At 63.6% G+C, this 16,492-nt stretch carries 14 protein-coding genes; all 14 read right to left on the bottom strand.

The window, feature by feature from the left end:
• The 14 genes from AC1TXO_RS20705 to AC1TXO_RS20640 all read right to left on the bottom strand — a co-directional run bounded on the left by AC1TXO_RS20705 (window position 1) and on the right by AC1TXO_RS20640 (window position 16,386).
• Window positions 1–2,451 carry a ligase-associated DNA damage response DEXH box helicase gene (locus AC1TXO_RS20705; protein ID WP_486403463.1) on the bottom strand — a complete coding sequence of 817 codons (2,451 nt, stop codon included), beginning with the start codon at window positions 2,449–2,451 and terminating at the stop codon, window positions 1–3.
• Between the two features lie 68 nt (window positions 2,452–2,519).
• Window positions 2,520–3,635: a succinylglutamate desuccinylase/aspartoacylase family protein gene (locus tag AC1TXO_RS20700; RefSeq protein WP_486403462.1), complete on the bottom strand. Its 1,116-nt coding sequence runs from the start codon at window positions 3,633–3,635 to the stop codon at window positions 2,520–2,522.
• Window positions 3,636–3,741: 106 nt separating this feature from the next.
• Window positions 3,742–5,406 (bottom strand): ATP-dependent DNA ligase, encoded by a 1,665-nt coding sequence (locus AC1TXO_RS20695; protein ID WP_486403461.1) that lies wholly within the window; start codon window positions 5,404–5,406, stop codon window positions 3,742–3,744.
• A complete protein-coding gene (locus AC1TXO_RS20690; protein ID WP_486403460.1) occupies window positions 5,403–6,419 on the bottom strand; it encodes a ligase-associated DNA damage response exonuclease in 1,017 nt (338 codons plus the stop codon). Before AC1TXO_RS20690 ends, AC1TXO_RS20695 begins: the two co-directional genes overlap by 4 nt.
• Before the next feature lie 135 nt (window positions 6,420–6,554).
• Window positions 6,555–8,993 (bottom strand): penicillin acylase family protein, encoded by a 2,439-nt coding sequence (locus tag AC1TXO_RS20685; RefSeq protein ID WP_486403459.1) that lies wholly within the window; start codon window positions 8,991–8,993, stop codon window positions 6,555–6,557.
• A 102-nt stretch (window positions 8,994–9,095) separates the two neighbouring features.
• Entirely contained in the window at window positions 9,096–9,293 is a 198-nt protein-coding gene (locus AC1TXO_RS20680; protein WP_138221141.1) for an SEC-C metal-binding domain-containing protein, read from the bottom strand.
• Between the two features lie 6 nt (window positions 9,294–9,299).
• The gene (locus AC1TXO_RS20675) at window positions 9,300–9,776 is read right to left on the bottom strand and encodes an LEA/WHy family protein (protein ID WP_486403458.1); all 477 of its coding nucleotides are present in this window, start codon (window positions 9,774–9,776) and stop codon (window positions 9,300–9,302) included.
• Window positions 9,776–10,255 carry a YchJ family protein gene (locus AC1TXO_RS20670; RefSeq protein ID WP_486403457.1) on the bottom strand — a complete coding sequence of 160 codons (480 nt, stop codon included), beginning with the start codon at window positions 10,253–10,255 and terminating at the stop codon, window positions 9,776–9,778. Before AC1TXO_RS20670 ends, AC1TXO_RS20675 begins: the two co-directional genes overlap by 1 nt.
• 406 nt (window positions 10,256–10,661) lie before the next feature.
• Entirely contained in the window at window positions 10,662–11,186 is a 525-nt protein-coding gene (locus AC1TXO_RS20665) for a hypothetical protein (protein WP_486403456.1), read from the bottom strand.
• Window positions 11,187–11,624: 438 nt separating this feature from the next.
• Window positions 11,625–12,629: a hypothetical protein gene (locus AC1TXO_RS20660; protein WP_486403455.1), complete on the bottom strand. Its 1,005-nt coding sequence runs from the start codon at window positions 12,627–12,629 to the stop codon at window positions 11,625–11,627.
• Window positions 12,630–12,683: 54 nt separating this feature from the next.
• Window positions 12,684–13,085, bottom strand: a complete 402-nt coding sequence (locus tag AC1TXO_RS20655; protein WP_486403454.1) for a hypothetical protein — start codon at window positions 13,083–13,085, stop codon at window positions 12,684–12,686.
• Window positions 13,086–13,389: 304 nt separating this feature from the next.
• Window positions 13,390–13,719: a hypothetical protein gene (locus tag AC1TXO_RS20650; RefSeq protein WP_486403453.1), complete on the bottom strand. Its 330-nt coding sequence runs from the start codon at window positions 13,717–13,719 to the stop codon at window positions 13,390–13,392.
• A gap of 164 nt (window positions 13,720–13,883) precedes the next feature.
• On the bottom strand, window positions 13,884–14,519 hold the full coding sequence (locus AC1TXO_RS20645; protein WP_486403452.1) for a hypothetical protein: 636 nt from the start codon (window positions 14,517–14,519) through the stop codon (window positions 13,884–13,886).
• 592 nt (window positions 14,520–15,111) lie between these two features.
• Window positions 15,112–16,386, bottom strand: coding sequence for a site-specific integrase (locus AC1TXO_RS20640; RefSeq protein WP_486403451.1), 1,275 nt, complete (start codon window positions 16,384–16,386; stop codon window positions 15,112–15,114).
• Window positions 16,387–16,492 lie beyond the last annotated feature (106 nt).

Raw genomic sequence — 16,492 nt, 5'->3', positions numbered from 1 at the left:
TCAAATGCGGCTTGCCGCCTTTTCCAGATCCGCCACCATGCGGGCAATGCGGTCTGCCAGTTTTTCCGTGCTCAGGGTTTCGCGCATGCCCTCGACCAGCAGCGCGAAGGCCAGAGGCCCGGGCCTGCGCAAGGCATGCAGGTCGAGCTCCAGCCCGGCCATTTTGTGCAAGTGCTCCTGCAGGCGTTCGATCTCCAGTTCCTCGCGCAGCACTTCGTCACGCGCCTGGCCCAGCAGCAGATTGCTGGCGTCGTGCTTGCGGAACACCTCGTAGAACAGGCCGCTGGAGGCCTGGATCTGTCGTGTGCTTTTCTGTGCCGCAGGATAGCCGCCGAACACCAGCCCGGCGATCTGGGCGATCTCGCGAAAACGTCGCAGGGCCATCTCGCCGGCGTTCAGGCTGGCCAGCACATCGTCCAGCAGCCCTTCGGCCGCCAGTGCCCCGGGCAGGTGGGCTGCCCAGTCCACCGGGCTGGCGGCGAGCAGCTCGAAGCCGTAGTCGTTGACCGCGATCGATACCGACAGCGGTTGCGCGCGGCTGACCCGCCAGGCGATGAGGTTGGCCAGGCCCAGGTTGGCCATGCGCCCGGCAAAGGGGTAGAGGAACAGGTGCCAGCCCTGGCGGGTGTGCAGGGTTTCGGCCAGCAGCGTGCCTTGGGTAGGCAGCGCCGACCAGCTGGCCTGCAGGGCGAGCAAAGGCCGCACCGCCTGCATTTCCGGGCCGTCATGGCGCCCGTGGGCGGCGGCATCCAGGCAGGCGACCAGTGCCTCGGCCAGCTCGCTCGACAGCGGCATGCGCCCGCCATTCCAGCGCGCCACCGCGGCCTTGCGCGCGCTGCTGCGGCGCACGTAGGCGGTCATGTTCTCGACCCTCACCAGTTCCAGTATGCGTCCGCCGAACAACAGCGTATCGCCTGGCTTGAGGCGGGCGATGAAGGATTCTTCGACGCTGCCCAGCGACTTGCCGCCGCCGCCTTTGCTCCAGTACTTCAACTGCAGGCTGGCATCGCTGACGATGGTGCCGATGCCCAGGCGGTGACGCCGCGCCAGACGCGCGCTGGCCACGCGCCAGATGCCGTCCGGGTGAGCCTCGACGCGCTGATAGTCGGGGTAGGCGGTGAGCGAGCTGCCGCCATTGCGCACGAATGACAGCGCCCATTGCCACTGGCTGTCCTGCAGGTCGTGAAAGGCCCAGGTGCTGCGCACTTCCTCCAGCAGTTCGGCGGGCCGGAAGCCGCTGCCCAGGGCCATGCTGACCAGGTGCTGGACCAGCACATCCATGCTCAGGCGCGGCGAACGTCGCGCCTCGATGTGCCCGGCAGCCAGGGCCTGGCGGGCAGCGGCAGCCTCCACCAGCTCCAGGCTGTGGGTGGGCACCAGGGTCACCCGCGAGGTGCGCCCGGGTGCATGCCCGGAACGCCCGGCACGTTGCAGGAGGCGGGCGATACCCTTGGCCGAGCCGATCTGCAGGACACGCTCGACCGGCAGGAAGTCCACGCCCAGATCGAGGCTCGAGGTGCAGACGACCGCCTTGAGCGTACCCTGCTTGAGACTGCGCTCGACCCAGTCCCGGGTGTGCCGGGCCAGCGAGGCATGGTGCAAGGCGATCAGGCCCGCCCAGTCAGGACGGGCATCGAGCAGCGCCTGATACCACAGCTCGGCCTGCGCGCGGGTGTTGGTGAACACCAGGCTGCTGGCGCTGGCCTCGATTTCGGTGCTGACCTGATCGAGCATCTTCAACCCCATGTGCCCGGCCCACGGGAAACGTTCGATCTCATCCGGCAGCAGGGTGTCGACCTGGATGCGCTTGTCCTGGCGCCCCTGCACCAGGCGCCCGCCGCCGGGCAACAGCACTTCCAGGGCGTGGGGCAGGTTGCCCAGTGTTGCCGACAACCCCCAGACCAGCAGCTGCGGCTGCCAGCGTCGCAGGCGCGCCAGGGCCAGTTGCAACTGCACGCCACGCTTGTTGCCGAGCAGCTCGTGCCACTCATCGACGACGACCATGCGCAGCGCCGCGAAGTCGGCAGTTGCGTTGTCACGGGTGAGCAGCAGCGTGAGGCTTTCCGGGGTAGTCACCAGGGTGCTGGGCAGGCGTCGGGCCTGGCGTGCCCGTTCGGTGCTGGAGGTATCGCCGCTGCGCACGCCGATGCTCCAGTTCAGCCCCAGGTCGTCCACAGGCGCCTGCAGGGCGCGGGCGGTATCGCTGGCCAGCGCGCGCATGGGGGTGATCCACAGCACCTGCAGCGGCGCCGGCAAGCGTCCCGCCGACGGCCGGGCAAAGGCCCGCAGGGCGCCGAGCCAGACGGCGTAGGTCTTGCCGCTGCCGGTACTGGCGTGCAGCAGGCCCGACTCACCGCGTTCGATGGCCGCCCAGAGCGTGCGCTGGAAGGCGAAGGGCTTCCAGCCGCGGGCGGCGAACCAGGTGTTGGCGAGGTCGGGTGGGGAGGGCATGGGCGGCCGGTCTCGTCGAAGGCTGTGCTTCTACAGACCGGTCGTCAGGTACTTTGGTTTGATCGGGATCAGTTGGCCAGCAGGTATCCGCTGCGGCAGACCTTCTCGCCCGCGACATGGGCGATCACCATGCCGGTGGTCGCCATGCGCCGTACGCTGCGGGCATAGAGCAGGCCGGCCTGGACGTTGCGCACCGCTGTCACTCGGTCGCTGAGCGGGTCGATGACTTCGGCGATCAGTTGCCCTGGTTCCAGGTACTGGCCCGGCCTGGCGTGGAACACCAGCAGCCCACCAAGAGGCGCGATCAGCGGTTCCACCGCAGCCAGCGGCGTGGCTGGATGACGCAGCGGCGGCAGCGCCGGAGCCTGGCCCTCGATCACCCCGCTGTGGGTGAGGAAGTCGAGAATCGCCTGGCAGTCCTGGCTGGCCAGGTCGTGGTTGACGTCGGCCTGGCCACGCAGTTCGACGGTGACCGAGAAGCTGCCCATCGGGATCGGGAAGCGCTTGCCGAAGCGCTGTTGCAACTGCCACCACACCAGGCTGAAGCACTCGTCGAACGACTGTCCGCCCGAGTCGGTGGCCAGCAGGCTGGCCTGGGCACCGAGGTAGCGCGCCAGCGGCTCGACCTGCGGCCAGGCCTCCGGGGTGGTGTAGAGGTGTTCGACGGCTTCGAAATCACAGTGCAGGTCCAGCACCATGTCGGCGTCGCAGGCAAGCCGTTGCAAGGCCAGGCGCTGGGACTGCAGCGGCGTGACGGCCGGGTGGCTGTCGAGGCCGCGGCGCAGGTATTCACGGATCAGCGACAGGTTGTGGGCGGGATCCTGGTTAAGGTGCTCCTCGATCTGGTCACCGATGCTGTCGGACAGGTCGACGAAGTTGCGATTGAAGTTCTCTCCGCTCTGCAGCTCGAAGCGCCCCAGCGGCGCATCCAGCAGCACCTGCTCCAGGCCCACCGGGTTGGCCACCGGCACCAGCACCACCTCGCGGCGCAGCAGGCCTTGCTGGTGCAGCTCCTTCAGGCGCCGCTTGAGGTGCCAGGCCACCAGCATGCCGGGCAGCTCGTCGGCGTGCAGCGAGGCCTGGATGTACACCTTGCCAGCGCCGCGCGGACCGAAGTGGAAGCTGTGCAACTGGCGGGCGACGCCGGGGACGGGGGACAGCAGTTCGTGGGTCGAGTGGTGCATGGGGGTCCTGGTCTGCGCTGGGCGTTGAACATGGGCGACTGGAAATAGAAGCATAAACCGGCGCGTTGTGCATGTTCGCCTGTGCAGATGACCGTTCGAAAGGCTGCTACGTCGGCCCGAGCAAGCTCTGCAGGGTGGCCAGGTCATCGGCCTCCTCGACGGGTTTGTCGAGCCTCCAGCGCAGCATGCGCGGGAAGCGCACGGCAATGCCGCTCTTGTGCCGCTTCGACAGAGCGATACCCTCGAAGCCCAGCTCGAACACCAGCGTCGGGGTGACGCTGCGCACCGGGCCGAAGGTTTCCACGGTGGTCTTGCGGATGATCGCATCGACCTTGCGCATCTCCTCGTCGCTCAGGCCGGAATAGGCCTTGGCGAACGGCACCAGGCTGCGTTGCGGTGTGCCTGGCGTGCCGTCCCAGACGGCAAAGGTGTAGTCGCTGTAGAGGCTGGCGCGCCTGCCGTGTCCGCGCTGGGCGTAGATCAGCACGGCATCGACGCTGAACGGATCGATCTTCCATTTCCACCACAGCCCCAGGTCCTTGGTGCGGCCGACGCCGTACAAGGCATCGCGTTTCTTCAGCATCAGCCCTTCGACCCCCAGGCTGCGCGACTGCTCGCGCTGCTCGGCCAGGCCCGCCCAGTCGGCGGCCTGCAACAGGGGTGACAGCAGCACCGGTGCCAGCGGGTACTCGGCCAGCACCTGCTCCAACTGCGCGCGGCGCTCATGTTGCGGACGATTGCGCCAATCCTCGCCCTGCCATTCGAGCAGGTCGTAGGCCTGCAGCACCACCGGTGCGTCGGCCAGCAGCTTCTTGCCCAGGGTCTTGCGGCCCAGGCGTTGCTGCAGCAGGGCGAAGGGCTGGACGGCCACCGCCGGGGCAGTGGTAGTGGCCTTCCACACCAGGATCTCGCCATCGAGCACCACGCCGTCGGGCAAGGTCGCCGCGAGGCTGTGCAGCTCGGGAAAGCGTTCGGTGACCAGTTCTTCACCGCGGGACCAGATCCACAGTTGGCCGTCGCGCTTGACCACCTGGGCGCGGATGCCATCCCATTTCCATTCCGCCTGCCAGTCGCTGACCGGCCCCAGCAGCGTGTCGAACTGCTCGGTCGGCGCCTGCAGCGCGTGGGCCAGGAAGAACGGGTAGGGCTGGCCACCGCGCTGGGCGTGTTCGTCGGCCGACTCCGGGGCGATCAGTTTCAGGTAGCTGTCCGCCTGCGGCCGATGGCTCAGGTCGGTGTAGCCGACCAGACGCTGGGCCACGCGCTTGGCATCCAGCCCGCACAACTGCGCCAGCGCGCGGGTGACCAGCAGCTTGGACACGCCAACCCGAAAGCTCCCGGTAATCAGCTTCAGGCACAGCATCAGGCTGGGCCGGTCCAGCTGCTGCCAGAGCTCGGGCAGACGCTGGCGAATGTGTTCCTCGGGCTGTCCGCGCAGGGGCAGCAGATACGCCTCGACCCAGTGCGCCAGGCCCTCGTCGCTGCCCTGGTTCTGCTGGGGCAGGAGCAGGGAAATGGTTTCCGCCAGGTCCCCCACTGCCTGGTAGCTTTCCTCGAACAGCCAGTCGGGCAGCCCTGCCAGTGCCGTGGCCAGTTCGCGCAGCAGGCGGGTCGGCACCAGTTGGCGCGGACGCCCACCTGCCAGGAAATAGACGGCCCAGGCCGCGTCGGCGGCGGGGGCCTGGGCGAAGTAATCGCGCAAGGCCTGCAGCTTGGCGTTGCTCGAGGTGGTCGCGTCCAGGCGCAGGTACAGGTCGGCGAAGGCTTTCATGAACCGGTCTCCGTGTCGGACGTGTCGTCTTCCTCGCCGTACTCGGTGACGAATGCGCGGGCATCGAGCCCCTGCTCGCAGAGGTAACGCACCAGCACGTTGACCGAGCCATGGGTGACCATCACCCGTTCGGCACCGGTCTGCGCGATGGCCCACAACAGGCCGGGCCAGTCGGCGTGGTCCGAGAGCACGAAGCCGCGGTCCACGCCTCGCCGGCGACGGGTGCCGCGCAGCAGCATCCAGCCACTGGCGAAGGCATCGCTGTAGTCGCCAAAGCGCCGCATCCAGCTGCTGCCGCCCGCCGAGGGCGGTGCCAGCACCAGCGCCTGGCGCAACAGTGGATCGTTACGCGGGATATCTCCGGCGTACAGCGTTTCGGGCAAATGGATGCCCGCTTCCCGGTAGACCTGGTTGAGCGGCTCGACCGCACCGTGCACCAGGATCGGCCCGATACCGGCGTCCAGCCCGTGAAGAATGCGCTGCGCCTTGCCGAAGGCATAGCAGAACAGCACGCTGGCCTTGCCCTGGTCGCGGTTGGCGCGCCACCAGTCGTTGATGCCGGCGAACACCTCGGCTTGCGCGGGCCAGCGATAGATCGGCAGGCCGAAGGTGGATTCGGTGATGAAGGTGTGGCAGCGCACCGGCTCGAACGCTGCGCAGGTGCCATCGGGCTCGACCTTGTAGTCGCCCGAAGCGACCCACACCTGCCCCTGGTATTCCAGGCGAACCTGGGCCGAGCCGAGCACGTGGCCAGCGGGGTGAAAGCTCAAGGTGACGCCGTGATGCTGCAGGCGCTCGCCATAGGGCAGGGTCTGCAAGGCAATATCCTGGCCCAGGCGGCTGCGCAGGATGCCGGCGCCGGGTTCGGCACACAGGTAATGGCCGTTGCCGGTGCGCGCATGGTCGCCGTGGCCGTGGGTGATGACCGCACGGTCCACCGGGCGCCAGGGGTCGATGTAGAAATCCCCGGGCGGGCAGTACAGGCCTTCGGGGCGGGCGATGACGAGGTCCATGGCATTCGCGCTGGCTGGGGTTACAGCTTAGGAGCGCAGCGTTTGCCTGGAAGTTCTGCTGGATAGGCGCGGCCAGATCGGTTCGCGGCAGCGTGCTGGCCGAGCGGCCCAGGTCAGGCCGCTCGGTGCTGCAGGTTACTTGCCCGGCACCAGGGTCAGGCGCTGGGTGCCGTAGGCGCGGGCGAAGTTCTGCGGTTGCAGTGGCAGGCTCATGAACCGGCCCTTGAACCAGGCGTCCAGGCCGTCAGCGTGGTGAGGGCTGGCCGGGTTGCCCGACTGGCCGCTGCTGGTCAGGATCTGCAGCGGTTCGGCCTGGCCGAAATCGACGACCATGCGCGCCGACGCCGGCAGGTTGGTATCGAAGCTGGTGCCCCACGAATAGGGCGTCAGCGCCAGGGTGCTGAAGTCGCCTGCGGTGGCCATCGGCGCGCGGTTGATGGCATCGCCGAGGCCGTGGTAGTTCGGCGCGGGCCAGCGGTACTGGTGCAGTTTGCCCCATTGCCAGGCGCGGCGATCGGCGCCCAGCTGCGCGATGCCTGCATCCACTGCGGCGGCCAGGCTGCGCGCGAGGATGGCGGGCTTGTCTTCTTTCTGCGCGGTGCTGCGGTCATCCCAGAACGGGCTGTCTTCGCGGCCCAGCAGGTGGTCGGCCTGGGCCGAGTACGACAGCCGGGCATTGCTGACGAAGGCTTGCCACGCAGGGCTCGACTCCGGGCCCAATTCGTCGAGGAAGGTCTGGCGGGTGACGGCCTGGAGGAACAGTTCGTACAGCGCGGCGTCGGCCGAGACCGGGCTCAGGCGGCCGTCGAAGGCCTTGAGCCGGGTCAGGGCTTCGCGCGCCTTGTCACGCTGCTCGGCGGGCAGCGCGTCGATGGCCTGCTTGAGCGGCTGGGCCATGCCCGGGGCGTCGAACATGCGCTTGAGCTTGTCGGCCAGCAGGGTCACCTGGTCGTTCTGCAGGGCCATCAGGCTGCGGCTGTTGTGGCGGCCATTGCCGGCCAGCTGGCCCAGGCGCTCGGCACGCTCGGGGTAGTACCAGGTGCTCGACAGCTGCATGCCGTAGCCCTTGGGCAGGCTGCGCTGGTTGGCGTGGCCGATCCAGCCGCTGGGCGGATCCTGGTCGTAGGGGTGGAGCATCGCATCGGCGAAGCCGTCCCAGTCGTAGCGACCGTCCCAGCCCGGCGAGGGCAGCAGGCCCTGGCCTTCACGGCGGTTGGGGTAGCGGCCGCTGACCTGCCAGCCGATGTGCTCGGGCTCGGCGAAGACGAAGTTCAGTGCCGCGGCGCCTACCTCGCGGGTGCTGTCGAAGGCACGCTCGATGTTGCTGGCGCGGGTCAGGTCGAACAGCGCGTCGAGGCTCTTGTCATCCTTGAGCTGCGGCAGGTGCAGGGCCAGGCCGTAGCCGTTGCCGGGCTGGCCGAGCAAGGTGCCGTGGCGGGTGTCGTAGAGCACTTCGCGCAGCGGGCGCTGGCCGCGGACGAAGAAGGTCTCGTTGCGTGCCCGCGCCGGTTGCCACTTGCCATCGGCCAGGTAGGTGAGCTGGCTGCCCTGGCGGCGCAGTTGTTCGAGGAACAGGTCCTGGTTGTCGGCCATCACCGCGCTGCTGCTCCAGGCCAGTTTGCCGTTGTAGCCGGCCAGCACGATCGGCAGGCCGGGCAGCGACAGGCCGGCGACCTGGTACTTACCGGTGTGGATCTGGATCGGGCTCAGTGCCCAGGCGGCGCGGCTGTCGCTGGCCAGCAGGCTCTTGCCGCTGCGGCTGCGCAGCGGGCCGAGGGCCAGGTTCGAGGAGCCGGGGCTGCCCAGCAGGTCGAGGTCGGCGAGCTTCTGGCTGGCGGCGGCGATGTCGTTCAGGCCGGGAATCTGTCTGGCGAGGTCGATGCCCCTGAGCTTGTCGGTCTCGCCTTCGGCCAGCGGTTCGTCCGGGGCACCGGGCAGCAGCCAGGCGAGCTTGTCGCTGCCGACTTTCTGCGCCAGGGTCAGGGCCGAGAGTTCTTCCTGCAGGTTCACCGACTGGCTGAAGGCGTACAGGCTGAAGATCAGCGCCGAATCCTCGGGCTTCCAGTATTCGGGGCGATAGCCGCTGCGGGCGAGCTCGCCGGGCAGCTTGTCGCGGTAGCGGAACAGGTAGGCGTTGACCCCGCGGGCATAGACCTCGAAGAAGCGCTTCAGGCGCGGCGAGGCGTCGGCATACAGCTGGCCGGCGCTCTGCTTGAGGTTGGCGGCACGCATCAGGCGGTCGATGTCCAGGGCTTCGCTACCGGCCAGCTCCGCCAGGCGCCCCTGGGCGAGCAGGCGCATGGCGACCATCTGCTCGAGGCGGTCACCGGCATGGACGTAGCCGAGGCTGAACAGCGCGTCGTGGAAGCTGCTGCTCTCGATCAGCGGCGCACCCATGGCATTGCGCCGGATCGAAACGTTCTGCGCCAGCCCCTTGAGCGGCTGCACGCCGGTAGTCGGTGGCACGCTGTCCTGGTAGCCGCCCATCTGGCAACCGGCAAGGCCGAGCATGCCGAGCAGCGCGGCACAGGTGCCGAACCGGGGGCGAAAGGAAGGAAACACGGGGGCGGCCATGACGAGGGCTCCTGGGCGGGCGGGGCTGGGTTGCAAAGGCGCTAAGGTAGGGCGGCGAGCGTGGCGCTGCAAGCGCTAAAAGCAGCGCCGCCTGGCACGCTTTTACGCGCCGTGGCACTTCTTGAATTTCTTCTCGCTGCCGCACGGGCACGGATCGTTGCGACCGACGTCCTTCAGGGCGTTGCGCACCGGCTCCTGGTGGCCGTGGTTGCAGTGTGGGCCGTGCACATGGCCATGATCGTGGTGGTGATCGTGATCGTGGTTGCAGTCAGGGCCATGGACATGGGGTTGCTGGGTCATTGCGGGTCACTCCGGTTGAAAATCGCCGGGGATTATCTCACCACTGCGCGACAAGTGCAGGTCCCGTCGACTGATCAGTCCGGTATTCAGTTCGCCCTGCAGCGTGTAGCGCAGCGGATCGCCGCTCCTGAGCAGTTTGGCCAGGGGCTTGAGGTGCTGCCAGAGGTTGGTGCGTGCAGTGATCTTGAAGGTGCGCCTTGCATGTGGGCCGACGCTGCGCCAGAGGCTGGTTTCATCCTCCACCAGCAACAGGTCATTGAGGCGGATCGCATAGGACAGGTTGCGGATGAACAGGCGGCTGTCGTTGGGGTTGTCGATGCGCAGGTGCAGGATGAACTCCTGCTGGTGCAGGCGTGCCTTGACGGTTTCCACCCTCACCAGGTGCACCTCGGGTTCGCGCCAGTCGTTGCCGCCCCATCCCGCACACCCCCCCAGCAAGGCCAGGGTGAGGCCGAGCAGGAGCAGGCGGGCCAGGGCATTCATCAGCGGTTACCGAGGTAGCTGGCGCAGCATTTCTTGAATTTCTGCCCGCTGGCGCAAGGGCAGGGATCGTTGCGCCCGGCGTCGAGCGCCACCGTCGGGTCGATGAAGTACCAGCGTCCGGCGTGCTGGACGAAGGCCGAGCGCTCACGGTGCTGGTGATCGCCCTGCTGGTCGTGCCAGCGTGCGGTGAAGGTGACGAAGGCATGCTCGGGTTGCCCGCCCAGGACCTCGGCGCTCTCCACCTCCAGCCCCAGCCAGGTGCTTTGCGCGCTCCACGCGGCGATGCCGTCGCGATCCAGCCCGGCCTGCTGGGCGGGCAGGGTGGTGGCCACCAGGTAGTCCACCAGCCCCAGCACATAGGCGCTGTAGCGCGAGCGCATCAGCGCCTGGGCATCGGGCGCCGGGGTGCCGGCGTGATAGTGCCCGCAGCACGCGTCGAGAAGATTGCCGCTGCCGCAGGGGCAGACCGAGACACTCATGAAATCACCACCAGTACTTGCCGAAGTTTTGCGGGTTGGCCCAGAACTGAGTGGGGCATGGTGGCAGGCCAAGCGTAGCGGGCTTCATAGAGGACCTCAAGGAATTTGGTGACAAAGCTGGTGACAGTGTTGGTGACAGACAGCGAGACCGCAAGGGCGAATTAACTGGGGTCCTTAACGCGCCCACGGGCACCCATGGGAGGGCCTACGGGGGAGCCTGCGCGGGAAGTCTTGTAATGGTGACCTTTCAGATTTTTCTGTCAGATTCTCAAAGGGCCTGCTGTGAGCTGGCGAGCAGCTAACTACGGTGGTCTATGCGACCACAACCAGAACCCCAGTTGAACGGCCAGACAGACCCAGTAGAGGGCCTGTAAGTGGTCCATGGGGTTCTCCTGTAGGTTGATGATTAGGTGATCTTGAGGCCCAGCTCAGCGGCTCTCTGTGGAGTCAGATTGCCTTTTGCTACGGCAGCCCGAAGACCCCTTTGAGTGTTCTTGTGGGGAGCCTTGAGGGCCTTCCAATCGCACTTGTCGTTGAAGGTCATGCGCTTGAGGATGTCTGCACTATGGTCATTGCCCAGTGAGGCCATCTTGTCGGCCACCAGTGCAGCTACCTCGGGCATCTCAAGGATCGCCTCGAAGGCGTCATAGACCATATCCTCAAACTCTGGGGAGACCCATGCGGCATATCGGATGGTTGCTTGCTTGGTCGCCCATGCGCCGCTGCCGTGGGAGAGATTCAATTTCTGCATCTCTGCGTAGCGCTCTGCCTCTTTGCGCTTGGCCCATTGGCCGGGACTTTTACCCTTGGGCAGCTTCAGGGTTCGCCAGATGTCAGTCAGGTCCCATTGGCCCCGGTCGTTTGCTTTGAAGGCGTGACCTTCGATGATGATGACGTGGCCGGAATGCTTGTGTTTGATGTTGATATTCATGGTCATGTTTTCCTTTTGTTTGCTCTCTGAGTTCGCTCCCACGGGCAGCCGAAAGACCCCATGACGGGTACTGACAGTGGCACAGAGGGCAAACAGAAAGACTTTCGATTGGATGATGCCCAGCGACGGGCAGGTGCAGCGGTTGAGATATTGGTCGCAACAGTGAGTGGATTTAGGTAAGGGAGACCATGCCGGGCTCTTTGAGTCGGTCTTACTGGTCTATGTCATTTAGCTTTCACGGCCTTGCGGACACGGTTACGCTCACGCTCATAGGCTTCAAAGCGAGCCACAGCGGGGCCCATAGGGAGCCCAGTGAGGGAAGCTGATAAGGCCACTACAAGGCGCTTGCGTTGGATTCTGGTCATTGGCTGACTCATGGCATTGGTCTCCTGTAGAAGGCCCATTGAGGCCCATTGCGGGCCCTTAGGAGCTAAGTGGTCAGGCGGTCAGCTTCACATTGGTGACCAGCGGGAACGGCACTTGGACGGTCTGGAGACCATCGGTAGTCAGTTTCACCTTGACCATGCCATTGGCGATGATGTCCACCACAGCCATAATCTCAAGGTCCCAGCCTTGGGCGTTCGGGTTGCGGGTCGCTTCGATGCGCCACACGCTGCCGTCTTGGCGCTCACGGTAGCTCAGTGAGGTGAACAGCTTGGGCAACATGAAGATGCCGTGGTCGGTCCCAGTGTATGGCTGTACGCCTGCGCCAATGAGGTCCTCAATAGAGTTCTGACCAGCACGCTGAGCAGCACGTTCAAGGACCGCCACCAGCGACACTGGGAGCAGGATCACGAAGTCACTCAACGAGGTGCCCACAGTCTGGTTAACGTGGGTCGTCAGGATGTCGATGAGGTCCTCTGCGATCTCGACAGGCTTGCCCGTAGGCTTGGCCTCGGTGACGCTCTCAGTGCTTGGGGCAGTCGCCAAGATGGCAGCGACCTTACCGGCTGCGCTGTGCTCGATGTCACGGAGCATCTTGTCAGCGTTTTGCTCCATGGACTGGACGGTGAAGCCTGCCATCAGATTGTGGTCGAGGATGGTGGCACGGTGGCTGATGACCAATGCCGTGTCGGTGGCCTCAGTGAAGATCACAGAACCGGCCAGGACTTCACCCTTGTCGATGGTCTGGTTGTCCCAGTTCTTGCGAGGGTCGAAGGTGACGGAGCGGTCGGCCATGGTGATGATCTGTTGCCCAGTGGCCTCAGAGCCAGCCGGACGGAACTCGCAAGGGGTTGCCTCCATGGCAGCCTCTCGCCACTCGTCGCCGTTCAAGTAGTCCTCAGCGGCCTCCACAAGGGCTTCCACATAGACGGACACGTCAGTGGCCGCTTGGGTCTCTGGGCGAACATCGGCAGTGTTGAATCGAATCGACCCGGTGTGCTCATCAGTGATGGCGGTGGTGTAGGTCGAAGGTTTGGTGTACTGGAATGGCTTAGTCATGATTGTTTCTCCTGAATAGATGAATGAAGTGGTTGTGTGTCGAGGAAGGTGCTGTTACCAGCCAGCGCTGTTGGCACGGGAGGCAGCTCGGATACGGGCACCATGCTCACGAATGGCAGCGGCTCGGGCTTCCTTGTCGGCCTTCGCTTGGGCGATCTCACGGGGCGACCATTCACGGCACCGCTCAGCATGGGCATTGGCCTCAGCCTGCAAGCGAGCACGCTCCTGAGCCTTTTGGCATTGGTCTTGGCGGTACTCTCGGGCAACTACGGGAATCGCTTGGAGCGACAGACCGGCCTCATCGAACGCCTTAACGATCTCGAATTGCTGGCCCTTAACGGTCCCGCATTGGGCGACCAGCATGGGCAGCATGATGTTCTCGACGTACTCACGGGTCTGGGTTTGGCCGCAGATGGTGACTTCGTTCTTCAGGACTTTGGTGATGGTGATTTTCATGGTTGGGTTCTCCTGTGAGGTGACCCATTCGCTCAGCCTTGGTGCCATAGATACGCACGACAAGACGGCAAGGAGAGAGCCGCGTGGGCACCTTCCAAGGCTGACGGATGAGTTCTTGATTTGAGGTTTGGGTATTTGTGATGCTGGTCGATCAGGACATGGCGAGCCTGAAGGGCATCGGTATTGCGGAGGGTTCAACCGTGGCAACGGCTGTGCAGCAATGGCAGAGAGAAATTATTTTTGTTGTGGGTCGTTCTGTCTTACCCATAGTGAGGGTTTTTAACGACAGTCTTGACGGTTGCCTTCAAGCTGTGAGTGAGATTCCTTCGGGGCCACTCAATGGAATCTTCAAAGGCGTCACTGCGATTGCTTGCAGACAAAGCCCTTGGTCCAGCAGTTGGTTCAGGCGGTCGAGTGTTTTAGCGGGACACTTAACGAGGACTCTTTGAGCGAGACCCTCCATGTCGAAAGTTACTTCGCCTGCCTTATAGACTCTGAATGCGGCCCGGTAGTCGCTGAGGATGTTCCGTAGTTCGATGAGCTGAGCACGAGCAGGTCGAGGGAAGACCATGGATAAGGTGGTCAATTGTTCAGTGGTGAGGCATGAGTTAGCTGGGCAGACAATGCTGGTCATGATGAGAGGTCTCCTTTCGGTTGTTCTTTAAGATGCCCTTTGAGATGACTGAGAGATGAGGGAGTTGTAATTAACAACCCCTCTCCCTTTGGGTCTGGTCGATGAGCTTGTCGATTCTGATGGTCGCTGAGAGGTCGTTGAGATTTTCTTTATACTATCCGGCGTTAAGTCGCTAAGCCCCGGAATAGAGCCTCTGCGCCCACCTCGGCCACAATCTCAGCCTTGATGTCTGGGTGTCTCTCCAAATACGAAGCGATCCCATGGGCAGCGTGTCGGGCAGCCTTGGCGATTCGCTGGGCAGTCCTCAAGGAATACTCATTGGTCTTGCAGGCGTCCGCTGTGATCTCCGAAAGGAACAACGCACCGATGACCGCTCGGGCCTTGACGTTGATCTTTCCGTTGGTGACTCCGGCACTGGTGATGATCGACCCAGTAACGATGTCGTCTACCCATGGCAGCGGATCGGGAATCGCAAGGAGGTGCATGTAGGCTGCGACAGGGTTAGCGAAGGTGGCCTTTGGGCGTCCACGGCCTCGCTTGGGTTCATCGCTTGGGGTCTCTTGGGGTTGCCCTTGGGTCTCGCTGGAAAGGCCCTTGGCGGCTTTCTGGTGGTCCTCAGAGAGGGACTCATCGGCACGACGCTCAGCGGCCCATGCCTGATACTGGGCCTCAAGGGTTGCCGGTCGAACCATGTCTCTGTGGGTGATGACCTCGCCAGAGATTGGGTTAATGTGAAGGATGGTTCCGGTTTCGTGATCGACGTGACGGTGAAGTGGTCCGGGTTGAGTGAGCAGGGTCATGACAGTGGTCCTCATATGGCCGCTGCGAACGTGCAGCCATAGTGAGGGGTTTTGCGACACCAGTTCCCACAGTGCCTATAAGGTAGCGTTAACCACGCTTACGTCGATTGAGCCTATGACGAGCATCCCACATCAGACGCTCGTTCTCTGCGCTTGGCTCTTTCATGTATCGCCGCTGGGCTCTTTTTAGTCCGTACTCTGGGAATACCCGGCTGGCAATCACTTGCAATACAGCCCATCCGAAGATTAAAGCTACTACGATCCCGATAAACTCAAACATGCTGCTTCCCCTGCTCAGAAACTTCGTACAAATACATTATTGAAATCCCATACTGCACGTAGACCGGTTCTCTCCGCATATCCGGACTATGGCCCACCAGATGGAGTCGAGCCTGTTTGACCACTGCCCTATCAGCCATCATCGCCCTGGCAAAATCATAAGGAACACCCCGCGATGCGGCATACTGAACAGAACGGCTTATGGTCGCCCTGAGAGTGCCTTTGAGGACGTTCCATAAGACAAAACAGAGGATCGCTATAAATATGGTCGCTAACATTGAATCACTTCCTTGAGATGCGATGGGCAAAGCCACTATTTTAGTATCAGGGGAAACGCTTTCACCAGAGCCTCATGGAGCGTCCCCACAGGAACCCTCTGAGACCCCGCGTAGAGGTCGTAAGTGATGTTCCCTGAGCTGTGCCCGGTGATGCTCTGAGCGATGACCTCAGGGGTCGCTGCGGCCTTCAGCAGGCCCGACAGAGAATGTCTTAGCGAGTGGAACGACTGGTCACTGCCTGCCTTCAGCCCCAGCGGCTCACGTAGGGCCTCATTGAGCGGCTTGTTGAAATAGTGAGCCTTCGCTTTGAACAGCTTGCCGGGTTCCGATGCGACCCACTCAAGGAAGGTCTTGAGGGAGAACCCATAGGCCCCATCGATCAGAGGGACTTGCCGGATGGAGAAGTCATTCTTCAGGGTCTTTCCCTTCTCGTCCTTGTTGATGTCGATGACGGTGATCCCGTCCACTTGCTTTATGTCGTCCTGAGTCAGTTGGTACAGCTCACCAATACGGGCACCTGTGAGGACTCCCAGAGACAGCGCCCAGCGCTTCCAGTCATGTTCAGACAAGGCGTTGGCATGGTCCATGATGGTTGCCACCTCATCACGTGAGAAGGGCCTACGCTCACTGTCAGCCCCTTTCTCGATCTTCAGACCCTTGTCATAGGAGCGCTCAAGGAAGCCGTTGTTTACAGCCCAGTCCATGACGGTGGATAGCTGGGTCAATAGCTTGTTGACTGTCAGGACCTTGCGGCCATCCATCACACGCTCTTTGAGCGCCACCATGTCAGCCCTTGTGTGGGTCTTGATGTCGAGGTCCCCGAGAAGCCCTGAGAGGGTCCTACAGTTCGATTGAATGGCCTTGAGAGTCGAGCCTTCCACGTTGCCTTGGCGCTCCTTGATGAACAGCTCAGAGAGGGCCTCGAAGGTGATCGGGTCTGTCGAGGACGCATTTACAGATAGGGACACGGAAGGGGCCACAGACGTGCTACAAGACAGCTCCCCAATGATCTCCGTGAGTTCCTGAGGACGACCTTCAAGACGCTCCTGAGCAGCCCTGAGAACCCGCTGGCCTGTGCCGATAGCTCGTTGCTGGCTCCCAGTGAATCGACCAAGCGAGGCTGCCTCAGCGAGGTGGTTGCTCATCTGGTCATAGATTTCCATGTAGAGGCCCCTTGAGTCCTCGCTATGGCCCTGTAGGGCGTCCTCAGCGATCTCCTTTAGACGTTCCTTGAGGTCCTCCCACGAAGCCTCAGGGCGGTCGAGGTGGAAGACAGCCAGTGTCTTGAGGATGTCCTTGGAGAACTGCATAGCGGTTGGCCTATCGGTGGAACGGAGAGAGATGGCGAGACTACGGGTAGAGCATCCCCGAGGGCGAACCCTCAGGTAATAGATTCCTGACCGTCTGTAATGCCAG

The sequence above is a fragment of the Pseudomonas sp. FA117 genome, from assembly GCF_057370475.1.
The sequence above is the reverse complement of the archived record's forward strand: the minus strand, read 5'-3'. Positions and strand labels throughout refer to the sequence as shown.